The following is a 15,130-nucleotide window of genomic DNA, read 5'->3' on the forward strand; positions in this document are numbered from 1 at the left end:
TCCGCCCCCCATCTTTACATCAATCGGTTCGGGTGAGGCGACAACTAGCCTGACATGGAGGGCCTGCTGCAAAGAAAAGTAGGCAAAAGAAAGCAGCTCACACCGCCAGCTTATAAGCGGGTCCCCCGCACAGTTGCGGTAGTGGTGCATCTGGAATCTGTGTTCTCGCACACCCCGCGTTAGTGACAAGGCAGTCATACTTCCGGCGGCGCTGCGCGCACCGACGGGCATCTCACAAAACCTACCGCTACGTTTTCGTACTCCCATTCTACTTAGTACCCGTGGCTCGTCGTTGCATCAACAGCACATCACAGCCACAGCCACAGCCACAGCCACAGCCACAGCCACAGCCACAGCGATTACTGCTGCGATATCGATCGTCGCAGCAAATGAAATTGCGCCGCGTTAGCATTTAATTTGGGCAGAGTTTTCGCACTTGCATTCGTTTGTAGACTTTATCCTTTGAATACTTGGGTGCCTTGCCGAGGCGAAGCCGATGGCCCCCACCGTGCCCAAACGAAGCTCTGGTTTCCCATGCAGACCCATCCGCGACGCACGCAGTGCGGAGTGGGCGCTGATGAGCGCATTGTCACTCACGCTGAATGTGCGAGGGCACGGATTCCAGATGCGCCACTGTGCCCTCCAAGCCAGGGGACCCGCTTATAAGCTGGCGGTGTGAGCTGCTTTCTTTTGCCTACTTTTCTTTGCAGCAGGCAAAGAAAAGTAGGTGCCTGCCCCGCACAGGGGCGAACGCTAATACACCAATAAGAATTCAAGGAAAGGCCAAAACCATAAAAACACAGACAACAAAGCGCCGCGCATGCAACCAAATTCAAGAAAAGCCCAACGCCGCAGGCGAGCCTACGAACAAGCCCCGCGCAGGGAACAAAACCCCTTACCTGCATCTCCCATGCCAAACCAAAAAAACTGAAACTCCCATGTGATAAGTTCGTCTGACGCAGACAGACCCTCTACAATCGGAAACGACCGGGCAGCGCCCAACCTCATCCGAAACTGAAAGTGAACGCAAAAGCGAACCCATAGGAGCGACCCTGATGCAGCAGCCAGAAGCCCTCGGCGGCCTGTCCCACTCGGGCGGAATCGACCACCACGAACCCGAGCCGGACGGCGCATTCATCCCGACGGAAAATCTCAACGTCGCGAGCGTCACCCAGCACGTGCTGAAGTCTGGCGACACCTTTATCGTCAACGACCCCCTCGGCGATATCACCGGCCATGACGACGGCCTGTTCGTCAACGACACACGCGTCCTCTCGCAACTCCGGCTCACCTTCGGCGGCCGCGCGCCGTCGCTGCTGTCGGGCAGCGTCAACAGCGACAACACGTCGTTCACCGCGCACCTGACCAACCGCCCCCTGCCGCCGCTCGGCGGAGACAGCACGCCGGAAGGCGTGATCCACGTCGAGCGTGTACGCGTGCTCTCGGGCACTGTCCTCAACGAAGCCATCGAACTCACCAACTACGGCACGAGCGATGCTGTCGTGCCGCTCTCGATCTCGTTCGCGAGCGACTTCCGCGACATGTTCGAAGTGCGCGGCCTCAAGCGCGACAAACAGGGCAGAGTCGAACCGGCGCGCGTCGAGAACCGCGAAGTGCTACTCGGCTATATCGGTCTCGATGACGTGGCGCGCAATGTGCAGATCGCCTTCTCGCCGGAGCCGGACAAGCTCTTCGCCGATCGCGCCGACTACACCGTCAAGCTGCCGGCGCAAGCATGCGTATCGATCTATCTGTCGGTGGCGGTGCAAGTTGTCCCGCAAGCCGACAAACCGGCCGTGGGCGTCGCACAACCCACGCATGCGGTGAGCGAAGCCCATCTGTCGCAAATCGATGCGGAGCGCCCACGCGTTGGCCGCGCTGCGGTGCGTGCCGCACTGGTCGACGCCCACCTGGTGATGCGTGAACGGCGCCGCGTCACCGCGCGTGTGCGTTCGAGCAATCCGCTCTTTAACGCGTGGATCGACCGTTCGCTTGCCGACCTGGGGCTGCTGACTACCGACCTCGCCACGGGTCCGTACCCCTACGCCGGCATCCCGTGGTTTTCAACGCCGTTCGGCCGCGATGCGATCATCACGTCGTTGCAGACGCTGTGGCTGCAACCGAATCTGGCCGCGGGCGTGCTGCGCTTTCTCGCCGAACATCAGGCGCGCGACAATTCGCCGTTTCGTGATGCCGCACCCGGCAAGATCATGCACGAGATGCGCAAGGGTGAAATGGCCGCTACCGGCGAAGTGCCGTTCGCGCTGTACTACGGCGGCGTCGACAGCACGCCGCTCTTCATCGTGCTGGCTGGCGCCTATGCGGCACGCACGGGGGATTTTGCCCTGATCGACGAGTTGTGGCCGGCGTTGGAGCGCGCGGCGCAGTGGGTCGCGGGCGTCTGCGACAAGAACCGTTACGGTCTGCTGGACTATCAGCGCGAGTCCGACGGAGGTCTCGCCAATCAAGGCTGGAAGGACAGCCACGATTCGGTCTTCCACGCAGATGGCCGCTTCCCCGACGGTCCTATCGCGCTCGTCGAAGTGCAGGCGTATGCGAGCGCGGCTTTCGACACAATGGCTCACTTCGCAAAGCTGCGCGGCCTGCAGGATCCGGCCAGACAATACAGCGAGCGCGCGAAGAAAATCCGTCAGTGCGTCGAAGAAAAGTACTGGATGGAAGAGTCCGGCTTTTACGGCATCGCGCTCGACGGCCACGGTGAATTGTGCCGCGTGATGGCGTCGAATGCGGGCCATCTGCTGGCCTTCGGCCTGCCCTCGCGCGAACGTGGCGAAGCAGTCGTTCATGCGCTGGACTCCACGCTGTTCCATACCGGATGGGGCGTGCGTACGCTGGCGGCGAGCCAGGCGCGCTTCAACCCGATGGCGTATCACAACGGCTCGGTCTGGCCGCATGACAATGCGCTCTGTGCTCGCGGTCTGTCACGCTACGGCGGCAAAGCGGCGGCCGTGCGGTTGTTGCAGGCGTTATTCCAGGCGGCAGTCAATTTCGACATGCGCCTGCCTGAACTCTTCTGCGGTTTCCCGCGGCGTCGCGGCGAACCGCCCACCGCCTATCCAGTCGCCTGCCTGCCGCAAGCCTGGGCGGCGGGCTCGCCGTTCATGATGCTCGAAGCCTGTCTGGGTATCACGATCGACGCGGCCCGGCGCGAAGTCGTGATCGAGCAGCCCATGTTGCCCGAAGGCATCGACTGGCTCGAAGTCGGCGATCTGAAGGTAGGTGATTCGTCGGTGTCGATCACGTTCAGGCGAATCGGCGACAAGGTGGTCGCATCGGCGGCCGAGCAGGGCGACGTACGGGTGGTCGCGCTTCTCTAGACACCCGCTGCAAACACGCTGGAAGTTTTGTTGGATGCGATGCACCGGGTGGTAACATTTGTTGTCATCCCTATCGACCGTTCGCCCGGTATATCGCATGCCAGACAGTTTCGACCAGCTTGCCGCCCTGATCCGGGCGCGCTTCTCTGAACTGAGTCCACAGTTCCAGATGGGAGCAGGGTTCCTGCTCGATCATCCCGACGAAGTCGCGGTCTCATCAATGCGCAAAGTGGCCGAGCGGGCGCAGGTGCAACCCGCCTCGCTGGTCCGCCTGTCGCAACAATTGGGTTTTCCCGGCTGGAACGAATTACGCAATCTGTTCGTTGCGCGCGTGCGCACGCGGCCCGAGCCGCTCACCAGCCGCGCCCGTTCGCTCGTCAAATCGAAAGATGCATTGGCCAACGACCTGCTGGCCGCGCAACAACACAATCTGGAAGTCACTGCCGCGCACAACGGTCGCATGATCGTCGAAGCGGCGCGTTTGTTGCGGCGCGCGTCACATGTGCATGTCGCAGGTTTTCGCTCCTGTTATGCGGTGGCGTTCGGGCTGATCTACGGCTACCGGCTGTTCCGCTCGTCCGTGTCGCTGCTCAACGGCGAAGCCGGCACGCTCGAGATGCAATTGCGCACGATCGAACGTGATAGCGCGACCATCGTCATCAGTTTCGCGCCGTATTCCGTCGAAGCGGCGCGCGTGGCTGAAGCGGCGCTGGAAAAGGGCAGCAGGCTGATCGCAATCACAGACAGCGCGGTCTCGCCGATCGCGTTGAATGCCGACAAGGTGCTGATCTTTTCACACGAAAGCCCATCGTTCTTTCCTTCGCTGGTGGCGGCCACGGCGATTTCTGAATCGCTGGTCGCGCATCTGCTAGCGCTGGAAGGGGCGGGTGCCGTCGAGCAACTCGGCATTGCCGAGCAATCCTTGCATGACAAGGGCGCGTACGTACCTTGATGTGCTTCGTCTGAGTCAGGCAGATATCTGCCACGAAGCGAAAACACGCCATCTGTTTCATCGTCACACCGTTTGACAACAAATGTTGTTTGGAAGTATAAATACGTACCGATTGTTGAATGAGTGTGCGTCGTGGCGTCGAAGCTGGATTTGAGTCTTTTTCAGGTGAGCGGTGAGCCGTATGACATCGGCTACAGGCTGGGTGAACTTGCCAGGCCGGTATTCACCGATTATATGGAGCAGAGCAGCGCGTGGCGGGCGGTTCGGCGCTGGCGCGGCGATCCGTTCGTGCAGACGCTGCGCGATGCGGCCGGAGCGCATTTCCCTGCGCTGCTGGCCGAGCTCGACGGCATGGCGGCAGGGCTGGGCTGGTCGGCGGAAGACATTTTTTTGTGGAATTGCCGCGGCGAGCTGATTCACAACGCGCCGGACGGTTGCACGACCTTGGCCGCTGTTGGAGACGATACGCGTTTCATTGCACACAATGAAGACGGCGATCCCTTTCTGCGTGAACGTTGCGCTCTGATCGAGGTTCAACCGGCCGGCAAACCCGGCTTCGTGAGCTTCTATTACCCCGGATCGTTGCCGGGTCACACTTTCGCCGCCAACCGCGCCGGTCTCGTGCAGGCCATCAACAATCTGCGTATTCGCGTACCCGCAGCGGGTGTGCCGCGGATGATCCTCGCGCGGGCGGTGCTCGATGCGGCCTCGCTCGACGAGGCGCTGCACATGCTGCGCGGCGCACCGGCTGCGAGCGGTTTCCATCACACACTCGGTTGCGCGGGAGACGAACGTATTCTGAGCATCGAAGCAAGTGCACAGCAATGTTCCGTGCAGACGGTAGCCATTGTCGCCGGCCATGCGAACCATCTGATTCATCCCGGCTGCGAAGCCGAGGCGCAAATCGTCACCGATTCTTCGCGTGACCGGCAGGCGCGCGTCGACCATCTGCTGAGCACACTCGCCGGTCCAGTCAAGCCGGCCGCGTTGCTCGACGTGTTGCAGGATCGCGCGCCTTCAGGCCTGCCAATCTACCGCAACGACCCGCTCGATCCCGACGACGAAAACACGCTCGCCACGGCGCTTTTCGAACTCGGCAGTGCCGGTGTCTCCATGAAAGTTTATCGACAGGGGCAATGCGCGTTCGATACCTTCATCGCACGCCTATCGCCTGCGCAGACCGGCGCCTGAGCAGCCGTCGCAAACAGAAAGGAAAGTGAAACCATGTCCACCGTATTCCATCGCTCGCCGAAGCAGTCACTGCCAGTGGCTGTCGCCGGTGACGGCATCGAAATCATCGACTCCACCGGCAAGCGCTATATCGACGCCTCGGGCGGCGCAGCTGTTTCGTGCCTCGGCCATAGCAATCAGCGCGTGATCGACGCGATCAAACGGCAGTCGCAGCAATTGCCGTACGCGCACACGTCGTTCTTCACGACCCAGGTCGCCGAGGAACTTGCCGACCGTCTCGTGGCGAGCGCGCCGCAAGGGCTTGAACACGTGTACTTCGTGTCCGGCGGCTCGGAAGCGATCGAGGCCGCACTGAAACTGGCGCGCCAGTATTTCGTCGAGAAGGGCGAGTTGCAGCGCCGTCATTTCATCGCGCGGCGCCAGAGCTATCACGGCAACACGTTGGGGGCGCTCGCGATCGGCGGCAATGCGTGGCGGCGCGAACCGTTTCTGCCGATCCTGATCGAAGCGCATCACGTGAGCCCTTGTTATGCGTATCGCGAGCAACGTGCCGACGAAACCGAGGAGCAGTTCGCGCAGCGTCTCGCGGATGAACTCGAACAGAAGATTCTTGAACTCGGCGCTGACACGGTGGCCGCATTCGTTGCGGAAACGGTGGTGGGTGCAACGGCCGGCGCCGTGCCGCCGGTGCGCGAGTATTTCCGCAAGATTCGCGCGGTGTGCGATCGCTATGGCGTGCTGCTGATCCTCGACGAGATCATGTCGGGCATGGGTCGCACGGGCTACCTGTACGCATGCGAAGAAGACGGCATCGCGCCGGACATGTTGACCATCGCCAAGGGGCTCGGCGCCGGCTATCAGCCGATCGGCGCGACGCTGGTCAGCGACAGGATTTACCAGGCGATTGTCGGCGGCTCGGGTTTCTTTCAGCACGGGCATACGTATATCGGCCACGCCACCGCCTGCGCCGCGGCGCTGGAAGTGCAGCGCGTGATTGCCGACGACCATCTGCTGCCGAACGTCCAGGCGCGTGGCGAGCAGTTGCGTGGCCGACTGCGCGAGCACTATGCGCAGCATCCGCATATCGGCGACGTCCGCGGGCGAGGCCTCTTTGTCGGCGTCGAACTGGTTCGGGATCGCGCCACCAAAACGCCGTTCGACGCGAAGCTGAAACTGCACGCGGCGATCCGCCGCGAAGCGTTTGCGCGGGGTTTGATGGTGTACCCGATGGGCGGCACCGTCGACGGCAATATCGGCGATCATGTGCTGCTGGCGCCACCGTTCATCTGCACCGCGCGCGATATTGACGAAATCGTCAGCCGGTTGACCGACGCGATTGAAGGCGCTCTGACCGTCATCTGATGTCCTTTCCCTTTCTGCGAGATTTGCGATGACCGAGCGTTTGCCTCACTTCGAACTGTCCGATGCCACGCCCGAACAGAAGTCCGTGCTCGATGAGATCCTGTCCGGCCCACGTGGCAATCTGAACGGGCCGTTTCTGGGCTGGATTCATAGTCCGGAGCTGGCGCAGCAGGCGCAGCGGCTCGGCGCGTTCTGCCGCTATCGCACCGGTTTGCCGCTACGCCTGTCGGAGCTTGCGATTCTGGTGACAGCGGCGCGCTGGCAGGCGCAGGCCGAGTGGTATATCCACTATCCGATCGCCCTGGAAGCCGGTGTGGCCGAAGCGGACGCGGCAGCGATCCGCCAGGGGCAACGCCCGGCCTTCGCGGACCCCGACGACGCATTGATTCACGACTTCGCGAGCGAACTGTACGACACCAAACGGGTGTCGGATGTCACCTATAGAAAGGCGGTTGAGCGCTTCAGCCACGAGGTGGTGATCAATCTGGTGGGCCTGCTCGGCTACTACGCCCTGGTGGCGATGACGCTGAACGTGTTCGACATGCGGGCCGTGGGGCAGGAGAGTTTGCCGTTCGCCGAGTAGCGCCAGCGCCGCCCGGTTTGAGTCTGTATGCCGGTGTCGTCACGACACTGGCACACGGAAGCGCCTATGATGAAGTTCGGTCCACCCCCGCGCCTGCAGCGCCGCGCGACATGCCCCGAAGGAAATCCCCTTGGGGGACTCACAACCGATGCCGATACCACGAAAATCCGGGCTGGACCGTTGCGGGCGGCATCACGTAGGGTTGAGGGGCGGCGCAAAGCAGGGCACAAACAGGAGAGAGCGATGAAGCGCAAGGCATCAGCGGTCTGGCAAGGTGGCCTGCAAAACGGCAAGGGCTCGATTTCCACCGACAGCGGCGTCCTCAAGGAAACTCAATACTCGTTTGCTACACGCTTCGCGGACGGCATCGGCACGAATCCGGAAGAGCTGATTGCGGCTGCGCACGCGGGTTGTTTCTCCATGGCGCTATCGGCCGAACTCGGCAAGGCCGGCATCACGCCTGAACGTATCGGCACCACGGCAACCGTCACACTCGACAAGGACGGCGGCGGTTTTTCGATCACCGCAGTGCATCTCGACGTGGCCGTCAAAATCCCCGGCGGTGACAAGGCCGCGTTCGAGAAGGCCACCGCGGACGCCAAGGCAGGCTGCCCGGTTTCCAAGGTACTGAACGCCACTATCACGCTGGACGCGAAGCTCGAAACCTGAGCCTGCGGCTCACCCACTGCAGGCATATGCAGGGCCGGCTGGCAATGATAGTCAGGCCGCCGGTCGCCACTTTCCGTTGGTTTTCCGGATTTGCAGTTCGTTCGCCACTCATTTGCCATTTAACGAACATAACGACGACTGAGCGCGCGTGGGCGCGAAAATGCCGGTCGCCGTCTTCAATGGAACTGTCGATGACAACGCAAAACGAAAAAGCACAGCAATTCCAGTCATACCACGCAGCGGGTGAGGCCTTTATCATCCCGAATCCGTGGGACATCGGCACGGCGCGGCTGTTGGCGCTGGCCGGTTTCAAGGCGCTCGCCACCAGCAGCGCGGGTTATGCGTTCTCGCGCGGCTTGCCGGATAACGCCATCGGCCGCGCGCAGATGATGGTGCATCTCGCCGAAATCGCGGGCGCGACCGACTTGCCGGTCAGCGCCGATCTGGAAAACGGGTTCGGCGACACCCCGGAAGACTGCGCTGAGACGATTACGCAGGCCGCGGCGGCGGGCGTGGTCGGCGGTTCGATCGAAGATGCGACCGGTCGCGCCGATGAACCGATCTATTCGTTCGAAGTCGCCGTGGAGCGCGTGCGCGCGGCGGTCGTCGCGGCGCGTGCTCTGCCGTTCCCATTCACGCTGACGGCGCGTGCCGAAAACTATCTGGTGGGCCGGCCCGATCTCGACGACACGATCCGGCGCCTGCAGGCCTATCAGGAAGCTGGTGCGGACGTGCTTTACGCGCCTGGCCTGAAGACGCGCGAAGAGATCGCGGCCGTGGTCGGCGCGCTCGAACGGCCGGTCAATGTGCTAATGGGGCTGCAAGGCGTCCTGCTCAGTTTCGACGACCTGCGCTCGCTGGGCGTGCGACGTGTCAGCGTGGGCGGTTCGCTGGCGCGCGCGGCGCTGGGCGCGTTTCTCCGCGCGGCGCACGAAATGCACGATCACGGTACGTTCAACTACACGAAAGAGGCAGCCAGCGGCAATGAGATCAACCAGCTGTTCACGGCCGCCGCGCAGAAGTGGGGCAAGCAGGCGGGCGGCTGACGAAAGCTGTCGGCTGGCCCGCACGGTGACGCTTGTGTCACGGACGGCGCCTTGCAAGCCGAACCATTGGCAAATAAGCATCTCAACTGCCTTGCATTGTTGAACGGTTAGTCATAATATCCGTGACATGACGCAATCAGGCAATTCGAAGCAATCCATGAAAAAAGCGGGCGAGGTCTGCTCCCGGGGCAGGCCGCGCGAGTTCGATACGGATACCGTATTGGCAAGCGCGAGCCAGGTTTTCTGGAATCACGGCTACCACGCCACCTCGATCGACGACCTCTGCAAGGCCACCGGCCTGTTGCGGGGGAGTCTGTACGGTGTATTCGGCGACAAGCACGGCATCATGCTCGCCGCGCTCGATCACTACGCGGAAGGGTCGGTCGCGCGGCTGGCCGAGCGGCTGAACGCGCCGGTACCGCCGGAAGAGGCGCTGCGCAACGCTTTGCTGCATTACGCACGGGTCGCTTGCGCGCTGATCGGCGAGCGTAGCTGCTTCATCACCAACACCACGCTGGAGATGCAACCCGGCGACGAGGAACTGCGCACCCGCGTCGCGGCAATCCAGCGCCGCATGGCGACTTTGCTTGCGGCGTCGGTGATTCGCGGTCAGGCGAGCGGCGCTTTCAATTCCACGCTCGACGAGAAAGCCGTCGGCGATTTCCTGCTGTGCGTGATGCAAGGTCTGCGCGTATTGGGGCGAGTCGCTCACAAGGAAGATGCGTTGATCGGAATCGTAGACGTTGCCATGCGCGCGCTCGTCTAATTTTTTTACCAAATTCTTGAACGAACGGTCATGAATAGAGACATCATCAAGCCCGCTCCGGCGGCATCCGTTGGACCCGCGACGCGGTCGGGAGCCGGTGGTGTTGGCGCCGCCGTCTGTCCAGGTGTGGGTGCGGTGGCCGCCAGCGCGGCGGCAGCGGCCGGGAAGGCGGTGTCCGGCTTCGAGCGCCAGGGGCTCGCGCTCGCCGTTCTGTTCGTCGGCGCCTTCCTCGCGCCGCTCGACTATTTCATCGTCAACCTCGCGCTGCCGTCGATTCACACCGGGCTGAACGCTACGGATGCGCAACTGCAACTCGTGGTGTCGGCTTACGCATCCGCTTATGCCGTGCTGCTGATCACGGGTGGACGTCTCGGCGACCTGTTCGGCCGGCGTCGCATGTTCATGACGGGAATGGCGGCGTTCGTGGTCGCCTCCGCGCTGTGCGGCTTCGCCACTAGCGGACACATGCTGGTGATCTCGCGGATCGTGCAGGGCATCGCGGCCGCGATCATGGCGCCGCAGGTGCTCGCGACCATCCGCGCGGTCGTGCCGCTGCATCGGCAGACCAAGGTTATGAGCCTCTACGGTTTCGTATTCGGGCTTTCGTCGATCGTCGGCCAGCTGGGCGGCGGCGCGCTGATCACCTACCATCCGTTCGGGCTCGACTGGCGCATCATCTTTCTTATCAACATTCCCATCGGCATCGTCGCCTTCATCGGCACGTGGAAGTTCGTGCCGGAAAATCAGCCGGCCACGAGTACCGGCATCGACCTGAAGGGCGTCGCGCTACTTTCGATGGTGTTGCTGCTGGTCATCTATCCAATGACACACGGCCGTGAAGCCGGCTGGCCTGCATGGACCTTCGTGATGTTCGCGCTTGCCGTGCCTGCGTTCGCGCTATTCGTGGCAACCGAGCGGCGCGTCGAGCGCGGCGGTGGCCATCCGCTGGTGGATCTGCAATTGTTCCGCAACCCGGCCTTCGCACTGGGCCTGGTGCTCGCGTTTCTGTTCTACTGCAACAGCGCGTTTTTTCTGACCTACGGGATCTTCCTGCAAACCGGTTTGCACTGGACGCCGCTCGCCTCGGGCATGGCCATCATGCCGTTCGCGATCGGCTTCGTGGTTGGACCGCTGACATCGCCCGCGGTGGTCAGGCGCATTGGCGGCCATGTCCTGGCGCTCGGCTTTTCGATGATGACAGTCGGCTTCACGGTGACGGGCTGGTCCGCGACCCACGCCGCTACGCCGGACCTGCTGTTCTATTGCGGACTGGTATGCGCGGGCGTTGGTCATGGGCTGCTGCTGCCGTCGATTATGCGCATCGTTTTGCTGGAAGTCGCGCCGGAGAAGGCGGGGCTTGCCTCGGGCGTGGTGTCGTCGACCTTGCAGATCGGCTCGGCGTTCGGCACGGCGGCCATCAGCGGTGCGTTTTTCGGGGTGATCGGCGGCAGCGAGACGCCGGGCGCGTACGCGCAGGCCTTCCAGCTCAGCCTCGCGATTAACGCGTGTCTGATGTTCGTGTGTATCGGTTTGAGCGTGTTACTCGTGCGGCATCAACAACTCGCATTGCGCCGGGCCGCTCAGCCGGTTTGAAAATAGCGGTCGGGAAATCGTTTTCAACGGTGGCCGCTAAAAACTATTATGCACTTTAAACAAACCGGGTTTGGGAAAGGGTGAATTTACCGGTGAGTTTTCCGTTCACAGGTAACTCCGTTTGTGGACGATTGGAATAAACCTGAATTGGGGTTTGTCGGCAGCGCTTTAGATATGATAAATCGGGGCCGTATTTTCTACCTGCGAATCTGGTTTTCCGCCGTAAGTTTTGCGATCATGCAGTGCCGCACGGGTGGCGCACTGGCGCCATTCAGACGGGTTTTCCCGGTTTGATCCGTCGACTGCCGGGTTGGGAAACCTATTCCAGTGCCGATGAAAACGGTATCAATAAAAAGCACTTGCCGCGGTTAATTTCGATTGTTAATCTGGGCACTCTTTTTAGAGTTTTCCTTCGGCAGGTTCAGTGTTGCAAAGCATGACGCAATGACTTAATTCCGCTCAACGGGTTCCGTAGGGGATTGAATATGCTGACCGCTACCATTGACGTATTCGAAACACCGCCAGCCGCACACTTCGATGTCGGCGATGTTGTCACGCTGAAAGAAGGTGGCTCGCGCATGACCGTGACATACGCCGGTCCGGTGGCGCTCAATCCTGGCGACTGGCTGATTTGCGAGTGGTTCGACGAACATGGCGAACTGCGCCGCGAGATGTTCGCGCACGAGAGTGTGCGGGCTGAGCCGCGCTCGATCCCCGCCGGCTCGGTGACGTGGGGCAGGATGGGCCGGGCAGCTTGAGAGAAGCGGCCCAGCGCGCGTGCTGGTTCTGCGAATCGATCTATCCATCGATCAGCTTCAAGCCCGCCACCGACAGCACGATCAACGTCATGCAAATCACACGGGGTGCGGAAACCGGGTCATTGAACAGCATTACACCGAGCACCGTGATGCCAAGCGATCCGATCCCTGTCCATACCACGTAAGCCGTACCGGCCGGCAAATGCTTCATTGCCAGCGTCAGTAAAAACACGCTGCCGAGCGCGGCCGCAACGCCGCCGATGCTCGGCCACAAGCGTGTCCACCCATTTGCATATTTCAACGCCAACGCCATCAGAATTTCGACCGCGCTTGCGGCGAGCAGAATGAGCCATGCCATCGTGAGCCCCATCGGTGAGTGGTTAATGAGCGGCCAGCTTAGGGCTATAGTGATGCGCTCACCATTACTTACCCACTGGTAACCATGGCATTTCCCGAGTCCGCCAACGCGTCCCACGCCTCGACCGAACAGCCCTATCGCGGGGACGTTTTCGACGCCGCCTGTTCGTCGCGCCTCGCGCTCGAACTAATCGCGGGAAGTGGACGTTGCTCATCATGCCGGCGCTGCTGCCCGGCGCGATGCGCAATAACGCCTTGCTGCGCAAGATCGGCGGCATTTCACAGAAGGTGCTGACGCAGACGCTCAAGGAACTCGAGCGGAACGGTCTGGTGATTCGCGAGGAGCAGCCGGGCGCGGTGGCGCACGTGGAGTACCGGCTGAGCGAACTCGGTCGAACCCGCAGTGACGCGCTGGTGACGCTCGATCATTGGGCCGAGGAAAACGCGGCCGAACTCGACGCTGCGCGTGAACGCTATGACGCGCGGCAGCAAACGCGCCGCTAGCTTGCTGTCTGCGGTTGCCGCGCACGATTGTGGCTGAGTCAAGGCTGCTTGTTTTCCGGGCGCTCACGCGCCGCGGCGCGTCTTTGCACGCGCACCAGAAGCGCCGACGAAAACGCCCGCATCCGCACGATCTTGCGCGTCTCTACAACTTCGCCGGCCACGTTCTTCGGCGGGTTGGGCTGCAGCGACCAGTAGAGGGCGAGTAGCCAGCCAAAGCCGGTCCAGCCGAGGCACGCGTTAAAGAGCGCCAGCGTCAGCACGTCATGACGCTTGCGCCTGTCCGCGAGAATGCTCGGCAGAAAATACAGCGCCAGCGCGAGCACCGCGGCGATCGCCTGTACCACGACGTTGCCACCCATAGACTGGCTCCTCAGGACGTGATGTATCTCCCGATTGTCGCGCGATTGTTTTCTTTGCGCTGCGTTGCTGCGAAACATGCATGCGCGGCGAGGGGGTTCAGCGCATCGCGCATCAGGGCTATGATGGACGTTTCGACTGAACAGAGCCGCCACGGACCGCCACCATGATCTCCGACGATACGACCCAGCAGACCCAGCGCATCAATCAGGACACGCTACGCGAATTCGTAGACCGCAAATGGAACGACGAGATCGTGCCTGCGCTCACCGACTACATCGCCGTGCCGGCCAAGAGTCCGGCGTTCGATCCCGAGTGGGTCAAGCATGGGTATCTCGAGCGCGTGATTACCGACGCTGCGCAATGGGCCGAACAGCAACCCGTGCGCGGCCTGACACTCGAGGTGATCCGTTTGCCGGGCCGCACGCCGGTGATCTTCTTCGAAACGGCCGCGACCCGATCGGGCAGCGACGAAACTATCGTGCTGTACGGCCACCTCGACAAGCAGCCTGAGTTCGACGGCTGGCGCAACGACCTCGGTCCCTGGACGCCGAAACTCGAAAACGACAAGCTGTACGGCCGCGGCGGCGCCGACGACGGCTATGCGATCTACGCGAGCCTAACGGCATTGGCCGCACTGGACGCGCAAGGTATCGAGCGTCCGCGTTGTGTCGGCCTGATCGAAACCTGCGAGGAATCGGGCAGCTACGATCTGCTGCCGTACGTCGACGCATTGCGTGAACGGCTCGGCAAAGTCGGTCTCGTTGTGTGTCTCGATTCGGGTGCGGGCAACTACGATCAATTGTGGCTTACCACGTCGCTGCGCGGACTGGTTGCCGGCGACCTGGAAGTCCAAGTGCTCGACGAAGGCATTCATTCGGGCGGTTACGGTGGCATCGCGCCGTCGAGCTTCCGCATCATGCGGCAACTGTTCGACCGTCTAGAAGACTCTGCCAACGGCACATTGTTGCCGAAGGGTTTCCACGTCCCGATTCCGGCGGACCGTTTGCGCGAAGTGGAAGCGACCGCTCAAATTCTTGGCGATGACGTCTGGAAGAAGCTGCCGTGGGCCTGCGGTCAGGACGGCCGTCAGGTGCTGCCCACCACTACTAATCCACAAGAGGCCTTGCTCAACTCGACGTGGCGTCCGTCGCTGTCGGTGACTGGCGCGGCCGGCTTGCCCGCGCTCGCCGACGCCGGCAATGTGCTGCGTCCGCGCACGGCGTTCAAGCTGTCGCTGCGCCTGCCGCCGCTGATCGAAGCGGAAAAGGCCGTCGCCGAACTGAAGGCGCTGCTCGAATTCGATCCGCCGTACAACGCCAAGGTCACCTTCAAGCCGGACGCCGGCGCGGCGAGCGGCTGGAGCGCACCCGATCTCGCGCCGTGGCTCGCCACTGCGCTTAACGACGCGTCGCGCGCGCACTACGGCGCCGACGTCGCCTACATGGGGCAGGGCGGCACGATTCCGTTGATGAACGTACTGAAGTCGGGCTTCCCGAAGTCGCAGTTCATGGTGTGCGGCGTGCTCGGGCCGAAGTCAAACGCGCACGGCCCGAACGAGTTCCTGCACGTGCCGTACGGCAAGAAGCTGACGGCAGCCGTTGCCCAGGTGATCGCGGCCGCGCCTTGATCTTTCCATCCAAGCCGGCACTGT

General features: G+C 62.1%; 14 protein-coding genes. 12 read left to right on the forward strand and 2 right to left on the reverse strand.

Annotated features, from left to right (window positions below; all coding sequences use genetic code 11):
* The first annotated feature begins 1,055 nt into the window (after positions 1 to 1,055).
* The 10 genes from PQR40_RS33980 (at position 1,056) to PQR40_RS34025 (ending at position 12,258) form a co-directional block, all read left to right on the forward strand.
* Positions 1,056 to 3,338 (forward strand): amylo-alpha-1,6-glucosidase, encoded by a 2,283-nt coding sequence (locus PQR40_RS33980; RefSeq protein ID WP_408340960.1) that lies wholly within the window; start codon positions 1,056 to 1,058, stop codon positions 3,336 to 3,338.
* A gap of 97 nt (positions 3,339 to 3,435) precedes the next feature.
* Positions 3,436 to 4,290, forward strand: coding sequence for a MurR/RpiR family transcriptional regulator (locus PQR40_RS33985; protein WP_408340958.1), 855 nt, complete (start codon positions 3,436 to 3,438; stop codon positions 4,288 to 4,290).
* 144 nt (positions 4,291 to 4,434) lie between these two features.
* Positions 4,435 to 5,481: a C45 family autoproteolytic acyltransferase/hydrolase gene (locus PQR40_RS33990; RefSeq protein WP_408393297.1), complete on the forward strand. Its 1,047-nt coding sequence runs from the start codon at positions 4,435 to 4,437 to the stop codon at positions 5,479 to 5,481.
* Between the two features lie 33 nt (positions 5,482 to 5,514).
* Positions 5,515 to 6,843 carry an aspartate aminotransferase family protein gene (locus PQR40_RS33995; RefSeq protein ID WP_408227002.1) on the forward strand — a complete coding sequence of 443 codons (1,329 nt, stop codon included), beginning with the start codon at positions 5,515 to 5,517 and terminating at the stop codon, positions 6,841 to 6,843.
* 28 nt (positions 6,844 to 6,871) lie between these two features.
* Entirely contained in the window at positions 6,872 to 7,426 is a 555-nt protein-coding gene (locus PQR40_RS34000) for a carboxymuconolactone decarboxylase family protein (RefSeq protein WP_408393223.1), read from the forward strand.
* 243 nt (positions 7,427 to 7,669) lie between these two features.
* On the forward strand, positions 7,670 to 8,095 hold the full coding sequence (locus PQR40_RS34005; RefSeq protein ID WP_408227008.1) for an OsmC family protein: 426 nt from the start codon (positions 7,670 to 7,672) through the stop codon (positions 8,093 to 8,095).
* Between the two features lie 191 nt (positions 8,096 to 8,286).
* Positions 8,287 to 9,141, forward strand: coding sequence for an isocitrate lyase/PEP mutase family protein (locus PQR40_RS34010; RefSeq protein ID WP_408393225.1), 855 nt, complete (start codon positions 8,287 to 8,289; stop codon positions 9,139 to 9,141).
* Between the two features lie 127 nt (positions 9,142 to 9,268).
* The gene (locus PQR40_RS34015) at positions 9,269 to 9,907 is read left to right on the forward strand and encodes a TetR/AcrR family transcriptional regulator (RefSeq protein WP_408393227.1); all 639 of its coding nucleotides are present in this window, start codon (positions 9,269 to 9,271) and stop codon (positions 9,905 to 9,907) included.
* A gap of 30 nt (positions 9,908 to 9,937) precedes the next feature.
* Positions 9,938 to 11,500, forward strand: a complete 1,563-nt coding sequence (locus PQR40_RS34020) for an MFS transporter (protein WP_408227017.1) — start codon at positions 9,938 to 9,940, stop codon at positions 11,498 to 11,500.
* 485 nt (positions 11,501 to 11,985) lie between these two features.
* The gene (locus tag PQR40_RS34025; RefSeq protein ID WP_408227020.1) at positions 11,986 to 12,258 is read left to right on the forward strand and encodes a YodC family protein; all 273 of its coding nucleotides are present in this window, start codon (positions 11,986 to 11,988) and stop codon (positions 12,256 to 12,258) included.
* A gap of 40 nt (positions 12,259 to 12,298) precedes the next feature.
* Here the strand turns inward: PQR40_RS34025 and PQR40_RS34030 are convergent, their stop codons facing one another.
* A complete protein-coding gene (locus PQR40_RS34030) occupies positions 12,299 to 12,616 on the reverse strand; it encodes a DMT family transporter (protein WP_120345089.1) in 318 nt (105 codons plus the stop codon).
* Between the two features lie 215 nt (positions 12,617 to 12,831).
* On the opposite strand from PQR40_RS34030, the gene PQR40_RS34035 reads away from it, so the two are divergent.
* Positions 12,832 to 13,119 carry a winged helix-turn-helix transcriptional regulator gene (locus PQR40_RS34035; protein WP_408510799.1) on the forward strand — a complete coding sequence of 96 codons (288 nt, stop codon included), beginning with the start codon at positions 12,832 to 12,834 and terminating at the stop codon, positions 13,117 to 13,119.
* Between the two features lie 38 nt (positions 13,120 to 13,157).
* Here the strand turns inward: PQR40_RS34035 and PQR40_RS34040 are convergent, their stop codons facing one another.
* Positions 13,158 to 13,478 (reverse strand): superinfection immunity protein, encoded by a 321-nt coding sequence (locus PQR40_RS34040; protein ID WP_408227026.1) that lies wholly within the window; start codon positions 13,476 to 13,478, stop codon positions 13,158 to 13,160.
* A 164-nt stretch (positions 13,479 to 13,642) separates the two neighbouring features.
* Between PQR40_RS34040 and PQR40_RS34045 the strand changes: the two genes are divergently transcribed.
* Positions 13,643 to 15,106, forward strand: a complete 1,464-nt coding sequence (locus PQR40_RS34045; protein WP_408227029.1) for a M20 family metallopeptidase — start codon at positions 13,643 to 13,645, stop codon at positions 15,104 to 15,106.
* Positions 15,107 to 15,130 lie beyond the last annotated feature (24 nt).

Origin of the sequence: Paraburkholderia sediminicola, assembly GCF_046026855.1 — a bacterium.
Lineage (GTDB): Bacteria > Pseudomonadota > Gammaproteobacteria > Burkholderiales > Burkholderiaceae > Paraburkholderia > Paraburkholderia sediminicola_A.

What these genes read in the sequence shown, in the direction of transcription:
- PQR40_RS34040 (WP_408227026.1), bottom strand. Translation starts at nt 13,478, where the DNA reads ATGGGTGGCAACGTCGTGGTACAGGCGATCGCCGCGGTGCTCGCGCTG.
- PQR40_RS33985 (WP_408340958.1), top strand. Translation starts at nt 3,436, where the DNA reads ATGCCAGACAGTTTCGACCAGCTTGCCGCCCTGATCCGGGCGCGCTTC.
- PQR40_RS34030 (WP_120345089.1), bottom strand. Translation starts at nt 12,616, where the DNA reads ATGGCATGGCTCATTCTGCTCGCCGCAAGCGCGGTCGAAATTCTGATG.
- PQR40_RS34025 (WP_408227020.1), top strand. Translation starts at nt 11,986, where the DNA reads ATGCTGACCGCTACCATTGACGTATTCGAAACACCGCCAGCCGCACAC.
- PQR40_RS34005 (WP_408227008.1), top strand. Translation starts at nt 7,670, where the DNA reads ATGAAGCGCAAGGCATCAGCGGTCTGGCAAGGTGGCCTGCAAAACGGC.
- PQR40_RS34035 (WP_408510799.1), top strand. Translation starts at nt 12,832, where the DNA reads ATGCCGGCGCTGCTGCCCGGCGCGATGCGCAATAACGCCTTGCTGCGC.
- PQR40_RS34000 (WP_408393223.1), top strand. Translation starts at nt 6,872, where the DNA reads ATGACCGAGCGTTTGCCTCACTTCGAACTGTCCGATGCCACGCCCGAA.
- PQR40_RS33980 (WP_408340960.1), top strand. Translation starts at nt 1,056, where the DNA reads ATGCAGCAGCCAGAAGCCCTCGGCGGCCTGTCCCACTCGGGCGGAATC.
- PQR40_RS34015 (WP_408393227.1), top strand. Translation starts at nt 9,269, where the DNA reads ATGACGCAATCAGGCAATTCGAAGCAATCCATGAAAAAAGCGGGCGAG.
- PQR40_RS34010 (WP_408393225.1), top strand. Translation starts at nt 8,287, where the DNA reads ATGACAACGCAAAACGAAAAAGCACAGCAATTCCAGTCATACCACGCA.
- PQR40_RS33995 (WP_408227002.1), top strand. Translation starts at nt 5,515, where the DNA reads ATGTCCACCGTATTCCATCGCTCGCCGAAGCAGTCACTGCCAGTGGCT.
- PQR40_RS34020 (WP_408227017.1), top strand. Translation starts at nt 9,938, where the DNA reads ATGAATAGAGACATCATCAAGCCCGCTCCGGCGGCATCCGTTGGACCC.
- PQR40_RS34045 (WP_408227029.1), top strand. Translation starts at nt 13,643, where the DNA reads ATGATCTCCGACGATACGACCCAGCAGACCCAGCGCATCAATCAGGAC.